This window comes from Pseudoalteromonas luteoviolacea CPMOR-1, from assembly GCF_001625685.1.
In the GTDB taxonomy this organism is placed as follows: domain Bacteria; phylum Pseudomonadota; class Gammaproteobacteria; order Enterobacterales; family Alteromonadaceae; genus Pseudoalteromonas; species Pseudoalteromonas luteoviolacea_K.
In genome coordinates this window covers 221,092-235,446 of sequence record NZ_AUYC01000020.1, presented here as the reverse complement: position 1 = coordinate 235,446, position 14,355 = coordinate 221,092, and the positions used below count along the sequence as shown (strand labels likewise).

The following is a 14,355-nucleotide window of genomic DNA, read 5'->3' as shown; positions in this document are numbered from 1 at the left end:
ATTAGTTAGGAGAAATTATGGAGCTTTCAGCGTTAACCGCTATCTCTCCAGTAGATGGTCGCTATGGTAGCAAAACCAAAGAACTGAGAAGCATCTTCAGTGAGTTCGGTCTGATCAAATACCGTGTCACAGTAGAAGTTCGTTGGTTACAAGCTTTAGCAAAAGCTGACGCAATCAAAGAAGTCCCTGCTTTCAGTGACGAAGCGAATGCGCTACTTGACGACATCGTGGCAAACTTCAGCGAAGAAGATGCACAGCGTGTTAAAGACATCGAGCGTACTACTAACCATGATGTTAAAGCAGTTGAATATTTGCTTAAAGAGAAAGTTGCGGATAATGAAGAGCTACAAGCTGTTAATGAGTTCATTCACTTCGCTTGTACATCTGAAGACATCAATAACCTATCTCATGGTTTAATGCTTAGCGAAGCACGTGATCAAGTATTACTTCCTTACTGTGATAACCTGCTTAATGCCATCAAAGATAAGGCAATTGAGTATAAGTCAGTACCAATGATGACACGTACTCACGGTCAGCCTGCATCACCTTCTACTATGGGTAAAGAGTTTGCTAACGTTTATGTTCGCCTACAGCGTCAACGCGAGCAAATTGCAAATGTATCACTATTAGGCAAAATCAACGGTGCTGTAGGTAACTACAATGCACACCTTAGTGCTTACCCTGAATATGACTGGCATGCACACGCTGAATCATTTGTTACAAGCCTTGGTCTAACTTGGAATGCTTTCACAACTCAAATCGAGCCGCATGATTACATTGCAGAGCTGTTTGATGCGATTGCACGTTTCAACACAATTCTATTAGACTTTGACCGTGACGTTTGGGGCTACATTGCACTAAACCACTTCAAACAAAAAACAATTGCTGGCGAAATCGGCTCATCAACAATGCCACACAAAGTTAACCCAATTGACTTTGAAAACTCAGAAGGTAACTTAGGTTTAGCAAATGCTATTTTTGCTCACCTTGCGCAAAAACTACCGGTATCTCGCTGGCAGCGTGACCTTACTGACTCAACAGTACTTCGTAACCTAGGTGTTGGCATGGGTTATACTCTGATTGCATATCAAGCAACACTTAAAGGTATTAGCAAGCTAGAAGTCAATGCAGATCGCCTACTTGCAGAGCTTGACGATAACTGGGAGCTGCTTGCAGAGCCAATCCAAACAGTTATGCGTAAATATGGCATCGAAAAGCCATATGAAAAGCTTAAAGAATTAACGCGTGGTAAGCGTGTTAATCAAGAGATCATGGCAGAATTCATCGACGGCCTAGATTTACCTGACGCAGTTAAAGCTGAAATGAAGCTGATGACTCCGGCTAACTACATTGGTCGTGCCGAAGCATTTATCGACGAATTAAACTAATCTAAATCATTAGATTTTATTAAGCGAAAGGATAAGCAAATAGCTTGTTACTTTCGCTTTTTTTATGGAGAAAATATGTACCAGCTGTCTATTAACAATATGAGCCCAGAAGCCTTTTTAAAAGAGTATTGGCAAAAAAAACCTCTGCTCATCAAGGGAGGTTTTAAAGATTTTCAAGACCCTTTGTCAGCGGAGGAACTTGCAGGCTTAGCAATGGAAGACAGCATAGAGTCTCGATTAATCACCAATCATGATGAAAATTGGTTAGCTCACCACGGTCCATTTGAAAATTTTGACAAATTAACTGAAACCAACAGTACCCTGCTCGTTCAAGCTGTTGATCATTGGCATCCACCAGCAGCCGAATTACTTGAACCATTTCGTTTTATTCCAAACTGGCGCATCGATGATTTGATGATTAGTTATTCGACACCTAAAGGCGGCGTCGGACCTCACTTAGACCAGTATGATGTTTTCATTATCCAAGGTGAAGGCAAAAGACACTGGCGTGTTGGCATGCCAGACGCAAGCTTGAAACAGTTCACTAAAGACAAAGCGCTGCTACAAGTTGAACAATTTGAAGCCATAATTGATGACATTCTTGAGCCCGGTGATATTCTCTACATTCCACCTGGTTGCCCGCACGAAGGTTATGCCGTTGAAAATGCACTCAACTACTCTGTTGGGTTTAGAGCACCTGACCAAAAAGACCTGATCAGTAGTTTTGCTGACCACATTATTGACGAAGAAGCAGGAAAAAACCGCTACAGTGATGCCGATCTCAGCATAAGGGCATCAATTGGTGAAATTAATTTTGATGACAAGCGCAAAATCCAAGCTATGTTAACCGGATTAATTGAGAATGACACACTGTATAGTCAATGGCTAGGCACCTACTTAAGCCAACCCAAGCACGATATGGACCTAGCGCCCCTTGACGATGCATTAGTCGCAGAGTTTCTAGAAGATGAAGTTGAGCCACACGACACCGTGATTCGTTCTGGCGGAGTGAGAGCAGTTTATCAGATTACCGACACGCACATTTTGTTGAGCGTGAATGGGGAAAATTACACACTGCCCAAAAATACGCTAGAACAGGTAAAATTGTTAACAGATAGTACAGCTTTTTCTTTTGAACAGGTAAAACCAGCGTTAATTAGCTTGGAATTCAAACAAACGTTAACTACGCTTATTAATGACGGGCTATTTTACATTGAAGCTTGGTCTTAATGCCTGACTGACAGGGCCAACCGAACAAAAGTAAGGTGCCAAATTCGTGGCACCTCAAAATAATAATAAGGGTTGAATTTTCCCTTATTCGTCAGGACGTGTTCTATGATTTTTCGCAAAGAGGTAATCATGATTTATCACGTCGACAAAGTGAGTTGGAAACAAACTCAGGGACAACTGCGCCAAATTCGTGAAAGAGTATTCGTTTGTGAATTGCACTTACCAAAACAAGTAGAGTTCGATCAACATGACAAGACAGCTGATCATGTGCTAATACGTGATGAAAACGACCAAGCTGTGGGCACGGGTCGGCTGTGCAGTGACGGGTTAATCAGCCGTATTGCAATAATTAAAGATCATCGAAACAGACAAGCCTATCAATCATTAATCGGTTATCTTGCAGATCTAGCTCAGCAGAAAGGTCTAGAAGACGTTTTTGTTCAGTGTATTTTAGACGAAGTACCCACCTTTATAAAATCAGGGTTTAGCAAACAAGGGAGCGTATTTATGGAAGCAGGGATACCAAGACAGCGCCTCAAATGCCCTGCTTCAATGATTAACTCGGAGCCATTTACGATGCTACATTAGCCCACAGTTTATCATTGTCGTAAATTGCATAGATATCATGTGCCTTGTTAACAAGCAAGTTCGCAAAATCAACTTGTGTCTTATCTTTGATGCCTGATGACATAATGCCATCGGCCTTTAATTGCCACTGGAATGATAAGTGCCTTAGTACATCTCTTGCCGTGTTAGCAACTTTCACTTCTACTGCGTCGGTTGGCACTTGCCCAGAAACAGCCCAATAGCCCTTTCCTTTTTGGTCTTCAAGCCGCCAAATTGCAAGTGCTGGCGGCAGAATACGACATTCTTTTTCAATTACTTTGTTTGTGATGATGCCTTTTTCTGCAAGGTAACGTTGAGCTACGTGCAGTTGTTCTCGTTGCCAAGATTGGAGTGATTTCTGCTGTTGCGAATTTGACATAATTAAACCTGCTTACTTCTTTATTTTAAACTGTCTTAAACTTTACCCACACTCTATTAATTTCATTAACTCGTTGCAACAAAGAAATGGCAAAGCGCAGAGACAAATTAAAATTTGCACAATAATCATACTTTACTAGGCTAAAAATAACCCAGCTGAAGAATAAGTAACATGTTTTTGTTTGTAGCTTACATTACACCTATATTGACATTGGTGATTGGATTAATTTTTGTAGAGTCTCTGCTAACCACACTCCTTTTAGCTGGGATGTCAGCTATCGCGCTAGTATCTCAAAACGTCGGCCTTAAACAGACTCACCCTGAAGAGCAAAGTGAGCCTGAACTGTCTAAAACTGACAACACCCAAGAGCAAAAAGAAGATTTAGCATGTTTAGAGCAACTGAGCAGTGTGATTATTCCTCAACTAATCGCTCAAGTATCCAGTGCGCGAGAACAAACCAAAAGCTCAATCGTAAATATGTCCGGTGAGTTCTCTCAGCTGGTTGGAAACATTTCAGACACTTTAGACAGAACAACAAGTGATGGTAGCAACACGCTGCAAGGAGTGTCTGAGTCGAGCAGAGAAAAACTCAATGATGTACTCGCTTATATTGAGCAAACCAATGACTCTCAAGCTCAAATGACAGTTACGATTAAAGATTTAGTAGACAAAAGCAACGAATTGCAAACGATGTCGGTTGATGTATCTAAAATTGCCGAACAGACTAATCTATTGGCACTAAACGCATCTATTGAAGCCGCTCGCGCAGGTGAAAATGGCCGAGGCTTTGCGGTTGTTGCTGACGAAGTCAGGTCATTGGCTAACTCAAGTGGTGAAACAGGCGTACGCATCGGACAGCTTATAGAAAGCATTGCAAACGCCATGCGTACTTCAATGGATATGATGAACAGTGAATTAGAAAACAAGCAAGCCCTCACTGAGAAATATCGAACTGAAATAAATAATGTCGTAGATGAATGGCTTGATTTATCTCAACAAGTCGAAGCGCAAGCCTCTGAGCTACACGCTTCTAATATAGAGATACGGGAAAAGATTTCACACATTATGGTCGATTTACAGTTTCAAGATCGAGTCGACCAGATACAGGATAGTGTGACAATCGCTTTGCACATCATGACCGAAGAGATTGACCAATTTATTCTAAATCGCAGGAAATGCCAAACAGCTAAATTTAATCACCAAAGGATCAGTAACGAACTGAAGAAAACCGCAGCAACCAACGAGCAACGTAGCATCTTAGCAAAAGATGGCGATGACGATACGGTTGATGATTTAACTTTCTTATGAGGCCATTATGAGTAAAACCATATTAGTAGTAGATGATTCTGACTCACTCAGACAAGTCGTCAATATCGCCTTAACAGGCGCAGGCTTTAATGTCGTGGAAGCTAGAGATGGAAAAGATGCGCTAACCAAGCTCAATGGTAACAAAATACACCTGATAATCAGTGATGTAAATATGCCAAATATGAATGGTATTGAGTTTGTTAAGCAAGCTAAACAGCTTCCCCAATATAAGTTTACTCCCGTAATAATGTTAACAACAGAAAATCAGCAAAGCATGATGGAAGAAGGAAAGAAAGCTGGTGCAAAAGCATGGATGGTGAAACCATTTAAGCCTGCACAAATGCTGCAAGCAGTATCAAAACTATTAATGATGTAGAGAGCACATATGTCAGAGTGTTTTAAATTTCCTTCTGAACTAACGATTTACGAAGTTCAAGAAACGTTCAATGAAATTAAGTCTTATATTTCGGACAAAGAGAGTGTTTCATTTGATTTTAGCGATACCACAGAAGTGGATTCTGCTGGTTTACAGCTCATTATTTGGGTTGTTTATCACAGTCAAAAAATTGGACTAAAAATCGATGCTATCTCTACAAATGAACTCATTGAAAAGCGATGTAAAAAGTTAGGTGTTGGTATGTCAGCACCTCATAATGACTAAGGGGTAGTCATGTCTATCGATTTGTCGTCTGCTATAGCCACTTTTGTAACTGAATCAAAAGAACTGTTACAAGAGATGGAAAACGGGCTCTTAGATTTAGAATCTGAATCTTCAGAAGAGCATACCAGCGAAATTATTAATGCGCTGTTTAGGGCCATTCATACGATAAAGGGCAGCGCCGGCATATTCGATTTTGAGCACGTTGTTACGCTCACCCATATCGCAGAGACTTTGTTAGAAAGCGCTCGCAACGGCGAACTACAATTAGATAAAGACCTGATTTCACTATATCTAGAAACAAGAGATGCCACTGAGGTATTGATCACACTGGCGGCAGCTGAGACAGAGCCCGATCAGGATTTACTAAACAAGGTTAATCATCTAGTCGCGTGCTTCTCAAAGTACATTGATGCGGAGCCTAGTAACTCTGAGGAAGGCACTTCAGCTGCAAAATCCTCTGGAAACTTATTAGACAATCAGCGCTGGATAGTGTTTTTTGTACCAAACGAAAATGTTTTAAGAAACGGACTCGATCCCTACTCTTTCATACATTATTTAGATTCAGAAACACAAGATCTCAAAGTAAGCACTTGGTTTGATGGTATGTTTGGGCCACAGCAGTTTGATCCAGAATCTAACTACCTTTCGTTTATTCTTTCATTTGATACGGAGAAAACTGAAGAAGAAATTAAAGACGTGTTCGAATTTATTCTTGGAGAGGCGCATGTTGCTATACTGCCCCCTCATGGGGATGCAGACGTTTTAAAATCGAGCATTCAGAAATACCAAGACATTGATTTTGTCACCAACGCACTTAAACAGGCAGATCCTGCACTTGCAGATATTATCGAGCTTTTAAGCCAAAAAAAGGAACCTACCAATACGGAGCTAGCTGGCACTAACTCAAATCCCCCCACTGCGGCAAACACCTCAAAGATACATAAAAGTAAAACATTGCGTGTTGAAGCCCTAAAACTGGACAGGCTAATTGATCAAGTTGGCGAAATGGTGATTACTGGAGCAAGAACAAATTTGCTTGCCCATGAAACAGGCAACGAAACATTAATCGAAGCAATGGCTCTCCTTGAACGACTGGTCGAGAATATTCGCGACAGCTCTTTAAAGCTGCGAATGGTTCAAATAGGAGAAACATTTAATAAATTCAAACGGGTCGTCAGGGACATCGCTGATGAGCTAGGTAAACAGGTCGACTTGACTATCATTGGTGCTGAGACTGAGCTTGATAAAACCTTTGTTGAAAAAGTCAGTGATCCGCTCATGCACATAGTCAGAAATGCCATTGATCATGGTATAGAAGACCCAGAAACTAGGCGAGCGCAAGGTAAGCCAGAACAAGGGCAATTAACACTCAAGGCCTATCATGACTCAGGCTCCATTGTCATTGAGGTCAGTGACGATGGTAAAGGCTTAGACCAAGAGCGAATTTTGAAGCGTGCTGTAGATAGAGGCTTGGTGAGCGCCAATCAAACACTACAAGAAAAAGACATCAACCTACTTATCTTCGAGCCAGGGTTTTCAACAGCTGAATCAATCACGAATATTTCTGGTCGTGGTGTCGGTATGGATGTCGTTAAAAGAAACATTGACAGCTTAAGAGGCAGTGTTGAGGTTGAAAGTTTGCCTGGGCAAGGCTCTACCATATTAATTAGACTCCCTCTTACCCTGTCAATCATAGATGGTTTCATGTTTGAAGTTCACAAAGAAAATTACGTGATCCCTTTAGATACCGTTGTGGAATGCTTAGAGCTACATGAAGTCGTTTCTGAACAAGATATACAAGACAAGAGCTATATCAATTTAAGAACTGAAGTACTGCCATTTATTCGGCTTAGGACCTTATTTGGCATTGAAGAACAAATCGACCATACCAGAGAGTCATTGGTAATTGTGCAATTTGGTACATTACGGGCAGGTTTGGTTGTCGACTCACTCAAAGGTGAGTTTCAAACAGTAGTAAAACCACTAGGAAGGTTGTTCGAAGGACTCAAATGTATTAGCGGTGCGACGATTTTAGGAAGCGGAAATGTAGCCATTATTTTAGATGTTTCTGCCCTGATAAAGTCTGCAATTTCAGTATATGAGGCGTTAGAGAAAAAGCATTAGTCAATCCCGGAGAGCTAACATGTTTAAGAACTTCACCATTCGCAACAAAATTATACTTGCGATGTTTACCATGGGCGTATTGCTATTGGTAATAGCAATGTCTGTTCAACTGAAAAATGGAGAGATTGAAGAATTCGCGGTGGACGTCGGTAAAGTAGATATACCTGAAACTATCTACGCCTTAAACATGCTAGACGAATTAGGAGATATGAATAGCAATGTATTAGAATACATCGCTGGCGAATCCGATGAAAGCGAAGACTTTAGGTCAAATTATAACGAATTTATTCGTTATCTGGAGGACTTAAAACAGTTAGGCACAGTCAACAACTCTTTGTTGCGCCAGCTAGAAGAGTTAGTAAGCCGCTACGCCAATGAGAATCAAGAACTCATTTTTGATCGTTTCGATCCACTCTTAGAAGCCAAAGCCATTGATAAATATGACTACCTAAATAAAGAATTTGCAATCCCCCTTGAGCAGCTGCTCGACACGTTAAAAGAAGAAGAAGTTGCAGATGCGGGCAGCAGTGGTGATTTTAATGAGGTGGTAAATGACGACCTACCTGGTGTTAGATATTACTTAGAGCTGATCGACGAGCAAGGCGATATGATGAGCTCCCTAAATGCATATATGCGTGGCGCGCTCGGTGCAGACGCCGCTTTTGAAAAAGATGCCAGAACCTTTACTGGCTTTCTGGCAGATCTCAAGCCGTTAGAAAGAAAACCTGCCGAAATCAAAGCGCTCAGCGAAGTCGAACGCATGTACATGGAGCTATACAATGGTGGTAAAGAAATTTTCGCCATGTACGACCCTCGTGACAAAATTAAAGCGTCCAGTGATGTTGACCGCCTAGAGCACGAGGTATTCAATAAAATTGAAGACTTATTAGAAGAAATCTCTAATGAGGCAATAAAAGAAGGTGACGAGTCTCTCAATGCCTTGGTCACTGCAGCAAGAGAAAGTATCTCTTTGGTCTGGGCATTACTTGTCGTTGCCATTGTGTTGGCAACTGCAACGGCTGCTTTTCTTATCCGTGGTATCGTTATTCCAATCAATGCCCTGGCAGAAGCAGCAGAAGATTTACGCTCTGGTGAAGGCGATTTGACCAGACGTATTCCTGATTTTGGCAATGATGAAATTGGGGAAACAGCGCGAAGTTTCAATGGGTTTATAGAACGCTTACAAAATATCCTACTTGATATTCAAGAATCGGTTGAGTCTATCGCACACAGCACCAACGAAGTTGGGACGACTTCAAGAATGCTCAGCTCCACTTCAAATCAACTTGCGGCAAGCGTAGAAGAGACCTCTGCGTCCTTAGAACAAATGAGCTCTTCAATTTCAATGAACACAGAGAATTCTAAAGTCACCAATGACATCGCTAAACAATCAAGTAGTGAAGCCAATGATGGTGGACGCGCTGTAAAAGATACCGTTAAAGCCATGACTCAAATCGCCGAAAAAATTGGGATAATTGAAGACATTGCATACAAAACCAATTTATTGGCTTTAAACGCAGCCATTGAAGCGGCCAGAGCGGGTGAACATGGTAAAGGCTTTGCCGTTGTTGCAGATGAGGTTAGAAAATTAGCGGAACGATCTCAAGTTGCAGCGCAAGATATCAGTACCCTTGCCGATAACAGTGTGAAGATAGCCCAGCACGCTGGTGGCATGTTAGACAGAATGGTGCCAAACATTGGTAAAACCGCAGATCTAGTTCAAGAAATTACTGCAGCCTCTACCGAGCAAAGCACCAGTGTTGCCGAGATAAACAGAACAGTATCGCAGCTGGATGAAATCGCACAACAAAATGCGTCTGCGTCAGAAGAATTAGCCTCAACCGCTAAAATGGTTCAAGACCAAACCAGCGACATTCGTTCAACCGTGAACTACTTCAAACTCAGCAATGACAGGCAAATGATCAAGTTAAGACGCTCAGTACAAGAGTCGCAATCTTCAAGCTCAATGCCGGAAGAAGGCTATACGCCATTTGATGAGTAAATGTTATGACTGATCATACAACCCAGAATAGTTTAGTCGACAAAGATAAGTATTTGGCGTTTGAGCTCAATCACGCGTCTTACTCCATCAATATTTCGTTAGTAAAAGAAATTATGGAGTATATTGAGGTGGACCCTATCCCGATGGCGCCAGAGTTTATCATTGGTGCCATTAACTTACGCGGTGAGGTGATCCCCGTTTTCGACTTATCTTTGCGACTCGCAAAGCAGCCACAAGAGATCACCAATAGAACCTGTATTATCATCGCGGAATGTCAATTTAACGCCCAAGAAATTACGATTGGACTCAAAGTCGACATGGTTACTAAAGTGTTAGATATATCAGGCGCAGACATAGATAGCGTGCCAAGTATTGGCGGGCAATTTCACAGCCGTTTTGTACTTGGACTCGCCAAATTGCCAGACAAGCTTATGACTATTTTGGATATCTCAAAAATCCTCACTTTAGACGACATCAAGTTAATAGAAGATCTCAATAATGCTGAGTTAAGTGAAAATGAGCCAGCTGAAGAAGCTTGTGAGGACAGTCCGATACTTGAAAGTGCGACCGATGAAATATCAGATGAGGTAAATCATGAATGATAGTCACCAAGAGATTGCCCACATTCAACAAAAAGGTGAGTTGCGCTATTTATTTGTCAAAGTTGGCCATGACCACTTTGGGATCCCAATTGAATCGGTTAAAGAAGTCATTGAGCTTGTGGACACCACCATGGTGCCTATGTGCTCGGATGTAATTCGAGGAGTAATTAACGTACGCGGTAGCGTTATACCCGTATTGGACTTGCAAAGTCGGCTAGGCTTAAAGTCCACAACACCCTACGATAAGTACAGTTGTATTGTGTTATATGACTTTTTTGACCAATCACTAGAAGAATCAATGACGCTTGGTATGTTAGTGAATAGCGTTGTATCCATCGAGTTTATCGATTTAAATAAACTCGAATCATCCCCCTCTTTTGGATCTAACATACCAAGACACTTTGAGTGGAAAATGGCAAAAATTAATAACAAACTCACCACGTTACTAGATATAAAAAGAGTGCTCAATGTGAATGAAATTAACTCCTCATTAAAGCTTGAGCAAGAGCAATTTTTTATAGATTACTGTCAAAGGTAACTATAGCCAATGGCGATCAGTAAGCTCGAATTTAATCAATTAAATAGAGTGCTTGATGAACACACTGGGATACGGCTAAATTCATCAAAATCGGACATTATGGCCAGTAGGCTTAGTTCTCGCTTAAGAGCAACCAAATGTGCGACACATAGTAAGTATTATCAGCTGATCATTAGTCCAGATGGGAAAAAAGAGCTTGATATCTTCATCGACAAGATGACAACGCACGAAACATATTTTTTTCGAGAACAAGCTCAGTTTGAATTTTTATATCAATACTTTAGAGGAAAAAACAGTCGCCAAGTTCATATTAAAGCATGGAGTGCGGCGTCATCCACAGGCGAGGAAGCCTACTCTATTGCGATGGTGCTCGACGACTTGTTTTACGGCGGCAACTGGTCTGTGACTGGCACAGATATTTCTCCTACAGCGGTCGAAATGGCAAAAGAAGCCTGTTTTGCTATGTCTACATCGCAAAAAATACCTAAAAAATACCGTCGTGCGTACTGTCTTAAAGGCGTTGACCACAATGAAGGCACATTCACAGTCAACAAAGCCATCAAAAACCACTGCACTTTCTATGTTGATAACTTGCTGCGACTAAAAAATGTAGACTATTCTTTTGATATTATATTTTTACGGAATGTCTTAATTTACTTCGATGAAATCAAACAAAAAGCCATTATTGACAACATAATACATCGATTAAACCATGGCGGATTGTTATTTTTAGGGCACTCTGAGTCTCTCCGAAAGAAACGCCCTGGACTGGAGTTAATTCAACCCTGTATCTATAAAAAGGTTCGGTTATGATTAGCGTGTTTATCGTCGACGACTCTGCGGTAATGCGGCAACTCGTGGGTGAAATAATCAAGCATGATAGAGAGCTTAAACTAATTGGTTCGGCACCCGATCCTTTATTGGCTGAACGAAAAATGAAACTCTGTTGGCCAGATGTCATATTACTAGATGTAGAAATGCCAAAAATGGATGGCATTACGTTTCTCAAAAAAATCATGCAAGAAAAACCAACCCCTGTGATCATGTGCTCCGCTCTCACCCAAAAACATACTGAAACGGCAATGGAAGCGCTTGCCTCTGGCGCTGTTGACGTGATCGCGAAGCCGACTCAAGGCCTAACTGATTTCTTAAATAACCAAGGCATTACTCAAATCGTTGATGCCATAAAAGCAGCCGGAAAGGCCAAAGTTAAGCCCATGCGTTACCTGTCTGAGGAGTCAATTAGGCACCATCATACGGTTGACGAAGTGTTACCAGCCACACCACCTAATGAGCTCAAGCCTCCTATAACGCACGACAAGGTGATTGCCGTAGGCGCATCAACGGGTGGCACCGAAGCACTCACAGGTTTTTTATCCCTTCTACCACCTGATACCCCACCCATAGTCATTGTTCAACACATGCCTAGCAAGTTCACGCATGCGTTTGCTCAACGATTAAATACGATCACTCGTCACACAGTAGTTGAAGGCGAAAATGCAATGCGACTTAAAGCTGGTTATGTGTATATCGCGCCCGGTGGTAAGCACATGTTGGTAAAACGTCAAGGTAGCGACTACTATTTAGAAGTACGGGATGGCCCGTTGGTAAGTCGACATCGCCCCTCTGTTGATGTGTTGTTTAGATCAGTTGCACAATCTGTTGGCCGTAACGCCATTGGCGTCATTCTAACAGGTATGGGTGATGACGGTGCCTCAGGTATGTTAGACATGAAACAAGCTGGTGCCATTAATTTTGCCGAAAGTGAAGCAAGTTGTGTTGTTTTTGGTATGCCAAAAGAGGCGATTGCAAGAGGCGCTGTAGATAAAGTCTTTTCGCTCAGTAATATCCCGTATCAAATTTTAAAAGTGTTAAGGTGTTAGCTATGCAAAAAAGCCTGTTAGAACTGCTAAGTATCATCTACGTTGCCTATGAACCAGACGGTACCATTACAGGAATTTCTGATAAAGCCAGTAATTTAATAACACTGAATGTGGGTGATAACATTGTCAATTGCCCTACTTTGAAATTTTTTGATGAAGACTTTAATGACATAGAAGCAAAAGAGGTGCTTTTTGAATCTTGTTTTGAACAGCTTGAACTTGGCGTCAGTGTCGACAACAGCAATGTACATTGGGTAAGGTTCAGTTACACAAGAAAGAATGATCTTACCTTTGTAAAAGTCGACTTAATTGAAGAACTAGTCGCGATTAGACGCTTAAATAAACAACTTGCAATCAGAGATCCGCATACAGGTTTACTATATCGAGAAGCCTTTATTGCAAAAGTTCAGGAGCTGGATACACCTGGAGTTATGTGCTGTATTCGAATCTGTAATTATCAGCGAATATCTGAAGTGTGGAATATTGGCGTCGCAAACTTAGTTTTTATGGAAGTGCTTTCTCGCTTTCAAGGGGAATATGAACAAGGGATATTTTCCAAACATTCATCCGATTGCTTCTGTGTATTCATCCCTAACTCATCCCCAATCAATATTGAAGCCCTTTACAACCACCTTAACGAACCATTTGAGTTTAACGACAGTAGTTTCTACAGCAACGTCGCTTTAGGTTATTACAAAGAAATAGGTAAAGACGATCATGAGCTGAGCCTCAACAAAGCTGAGATGGCGACTTTTGATGTATTATCAGAGAAGTTGAGACTCGTCGAGTTTCAGGAAGGGTTAGCGCGGCAAATTGAGCGACAAAACAAAATAGAAACCGCTCTAAGAGATGCTTTGCACAATGAAAACTCTAACAATACTTTTAGCGTTGTATTGCAACCGTTACATGATACTAAAACAGAATGTTTAATCGGCGCCGAGTGTTTAATGAGGTGGACGCTAGATGGTCAGCCAGTCTCACCTGTAGAGTTTATACCGATTGTTGAAAGTACCGGTGATATCAACAAACTCACCATGTTTACCCTCTCACAGATAAAAGAAGCAAAAGATAGACTCAGAAGTGAAGGCATTGAGCCAAAAAACTATATGTTTGCCATTAATATCAGCGTGGTGGAGATATTAGACGTTAACTTTGAAAGCAAATTACTCAGTGCGTTGTCTGAATACAAAATAGATCCGCGTTGTATCAAACTGGAGCTCACAGAATCAGCCCTGATAGACAACTTCTCATATGTCAATGAAGTGTTGGTTTCCTTGCAGAGCAAAGGCTTTCTTATTTCTATCGATGACTTTGGTACGGGCTTTTCCAGCTTAAGTTACCTCTGTAAGTTACACTTCGATGAAATAAAAATAGACCGCTCGTTTGTTACGAATGTGGTTAAAGATGGCAAGTTGCAATCGGTCTTTAACTCGATTGTTTCACTGGCAAAAAATCTAGACAAACCCTTGGTTGCAGAGGGTGTCGAAGATATGGAGCAAATGATTTATGCAAAAGCAAAAGGCGTGCAATATGTTCAGGGTTACTACTATAGTAAACCGCTGCCAATTGACGCCTTTGTTGAGTATGTTTTAGAAGACAAATCTAGCTATCTACATTTTGAAAGCTAGTTGCTC

Annotated in this window: 14 protein-coding genes; 13 read left to right on the top strand and 1 reads right to left on the bottom strand. The window is 41.3% G+C overall.

The window, feature by feature from the left end; all coding sequences use genetic code 11:
• Positions 1-17 precede the first annotated feature (17 nt).
• From purB to N473_RS08105, 3 genes are all read left to right on the top strand, one after another.
• Positions 18-1,388, top strand: a complete 1,371-nt coding sequence (gene purB, locus N473_RS08115; protein WP_063367473.1) for an adenylosuccinate lyase — start codon at positions 18-20, stop codon at positions 1,386-1,388.
• 75 nt (positions 1,389-1,463) lie between these two features.
• On the top strand, positions 1,464-2,618 hold the full coding sequence (locus N473_RS08110) for a cupin domain-containing protein (protein ID WP_063367472.1): 1,155 nt from the start codon (positions 1,464-1,466) through the stop codon (positions 2,616-2,618).
• Between the two features lie 129 nt (positions 2,619-2,747).
• Positions 2,748-3,206, top strand: a complete 459-nt coding sequence (locus N473_RS08105; protein ID WP_063367471.1) for a GNAT family N-acetyltransferase — start codon at positions 2,748-2,750, stop codon at positions 3,204-3,206.
• Here the strand turns inward: N473_RS08105 and N473_RS08100 are convergent.
• Positions 3,190-3,603 carry a DUF4826 family protein gene (locus N473_RS08100; RefSeq protein ID WP_063367470.1) on the bottom strand — a complete coding sequence of 138 codons (414 nt, stop codon included), beginning with the start codon at positions 3,601-3,603 and terminating at the stop codon, positions 3,190-3,192. The genes N473_RS08105 and N473_RS08100 overlap by 17 nt on opposite strands.
• A gap of 171 nt (positions 3,604-3,774) precedes the next feature.
• Between N473_RS08100 and N473_RS08095 the strand changes: the two genes are divergently transcribed.
• Genes N473_RS08095 through N473_RS08050 form a run of 10 tightly spaced genes read left to right on the top strand, consistent with a single transcriptional unit; the run spans position 3,775 to position 14,349 of the window.
• Positions 3,775-4,911 carry a methyl-accepting chemotaxis protein gene (locus N473_RS08095; RefSeq protein ID WP_063367469.1) on the top strand — a complete coding sequence of 379 codons (1,137 nt, stop codon included), beginning with the start codon at positions 3,775-3,777 and terminating at the stop codon, positions 4,909-4,911.
• A 7-nt stretch (positions 4,912-4,918) separates the two neighbouring features.
• The gene (locus N473_RS08090; protein ID WP_039608997.1) at positions 4,919-5,287 is read left to right on the top strand and encodes a response regulator; all 369 of its coding nucleotides are present in this window, start codon (positions 4,919-4,921) and stop codon (positions 5,285-5,287) included.
• Positions 5,288-5,296: 9 nt separating this feature from the next.
• A complete protein-coding gene (locus N473_RS08085; RefSeq protein ID WP_063367468.1) occupies positions 5,297-5,572 on the top strand; it encodes an STAS domain-containing protein in 276 nt (91 codons plus the stop codon).
• A gap of 9 nt (positions 5,573-5,581) precedes the next feature.
• Positions 5,582-7,696 carry a chemotaxis protein CheA gene (locus tag N473_RS08080; protein WP_063367467.1) on the top strand — a complete coding sequence of 705 codons (2,115 nt, stop codon included), beginning with the start codon at positions 5,582-5,584 and terminating at the stop codon, positions 7,694-7,696.
• Positions 7,697-7,715: 19 nt separating this feature from the next.
• Positions 7,716-9,698, top strand: a complete 1,983-nt coding sequence (locus tag N473_RS08075) for a methyl-accepting chemotaxis protein (protein WP_063367466.1) — start codon at positions 7,716-7,718, stop codon at positions 9,696-9,698.
• Between the two features lie 5 nt (positions 9,699-9,703).
• Positions 9,704-10,300, top strand: a complete 597-nt coding sequence (locus tag N473_RS08070) for a chemotaxis protein CheW (RefSeq protein WP_063367465.1) — start codon at positions 9,704-9,706, stop codon at positions 10,298-10,300.
• Positions 10,293-10,838: a chemotaxis protein CheW gene (locus tag N473_RS08065; protein WP_063367464.1), complete on the top strand. Its 546-nt coding sequence runs from the start codon at positions 10,293-10,295 to the stop codon at positions 10,836-10,838. The genes N473_RS08070 and N473_RS08065 overlap by 8 nt, the downstream gene beginning before the upstream one ends.
• 9 nt (positions 10,839-10,847) lie before the next feature.
• Positions 10,848-11,651, top strand: a complete 804-nt coding sequence (locus tag N473_RS08060; RefSeq protein WP_063367463.1) for a CheR family methyltransferase — start codon at positions 10,848-10,850, stop codon at positions 11,649-11,651.
• Positions 11,648-12,721, top strand: coding sequence for a protein-glutamate methylesterase/protein-glutamine glutaminase (locus N473_RS08055; RefSeq protein ID WP_063367462.1), 1,074 nt, complete (start codon positions 11,648-11,650; stop codon positions 12,719-12,721). Before N473_RS08060 ends, N473_RS08055 begins: the two co-directional genes overlap by 4 nt.
• A 2-nt stretch (positions 12,722-12,723) precedes the next feature.
• Positions 12,724-14,349, top strand: a complete 1,626-nt coding sequence (locus N473_RS08050) for a bifunctional diguanylate cyclase/phosphodiesterase (protein ID WP_063367461.1) — start codon at positions 12,724-12,726, stop codon at positions 14,347-14,349.
• The last annotated feature ends 6 nt before the right edge of the window (positions 14,350-14,355 follow it).

What these genes read in the sequence shown, in the direction of transcription:
- N473_RS08055 (WP_063367462.1), top strand. Translation starts at nt 11,648, where the DNA reads ATGATTAGCGTGTTTATCGTCGACGACTCTGCGGTAATGCGGCAACTC.
- N473_RS08110 (WP_063367472.1), top strand. Translation starts at nt 1,464, where the DNA reads ATGTACCAGCTGTCTATTAACAATATGAGCCCAGAAGCCTTTTTAAAA.
- N473_RS08090 (WP_039608997.1), top strand. Translation starts at nt 4,919, where the DNA reads ATGAGTAAAACCATATTAGTAGTAGATGATTCTGACTCACTCAGACAA.
- N473_RS08050 (WP_063367461.1), top strand. Translation starts at nt 12,724, where the DNA reads ATGCAAAAAAGCCTGTTAGAACTGCTAAGTATCATCTACGTTGCCTAT.
- N473_RS08080 (WP_063367467.1), top strand. Translation starts at nt 5,582, where the DNA reads ATGTCTATCGATTTGTCGTCTGCTATAGCCACTTTTGTAACTGAATCA.
- N473_RS08095 (WP_063367469.1), top strand. Translation starts at nt 3,775, where the DNA reads ATGTTTTTGTTTGTAGCTTACATTACACCTATATTGACATTGGTGATT.
- N473_RS08070 (WP_063367465.1), top strand. Translation starts at nt 9,704, where the DNA reads ATGACTGATCATACAACCCAGAATAGTTTAGTCGACAAAGATAAGTAT.
- N473_RS08060 (WP_063367463.1), top strand. Translation starts at nt 10,848, where the DNA reads ATGGCGATCAGTAAGCTCGAATTTAATCAATTAAATAGAGTGCTTGAT.
- N473_RS08075 (WP_063367466.1), top strand. Translation starts at nt 7,716, where the DNA reads ATGTTTAAGAACTTCACCATTCGCAACAAAATTATACTTGCGATGTTT.
- N473_RS08100 (WP_063367470.1), bottom strand. Translation starts at nt 3,603, where the DNA reads ATGTCAAATTCGCAACAGCAGAAATCACTCCAATCTTGGCAACGAGAA.
- purB (WP_063367473.1), top strand. Translation starts at nt 18, where the DNA reads ATGGAGCTTTCAGCGTTAACCGCTATCTCTCCAGTAGATGGTCGCTAT.
- N473_RS08105 (WP_063367471.1), top strand. Translation starts at nt 2,748, where the DNA reads ATGATTTATCACGTCGACAAAGTGAGTTGGAAACAAACTCAGGGACAA.
- N473_RS08065 (WP_063367464.1), top strand. Translation starts at nt 10,293, where the DNA reads ATGAATGATAGTCACCAAGAGATTGCCCACATTCAACAAAAAGGTGAG.
- N473_RS08085 (WP_063367468.1), top strand. Translation starts at nt 5,297, where the DNA reads ATGTCAGAGTGTTTTAAATTTCCTTCTGAACTAACGATTTACGAAGTT.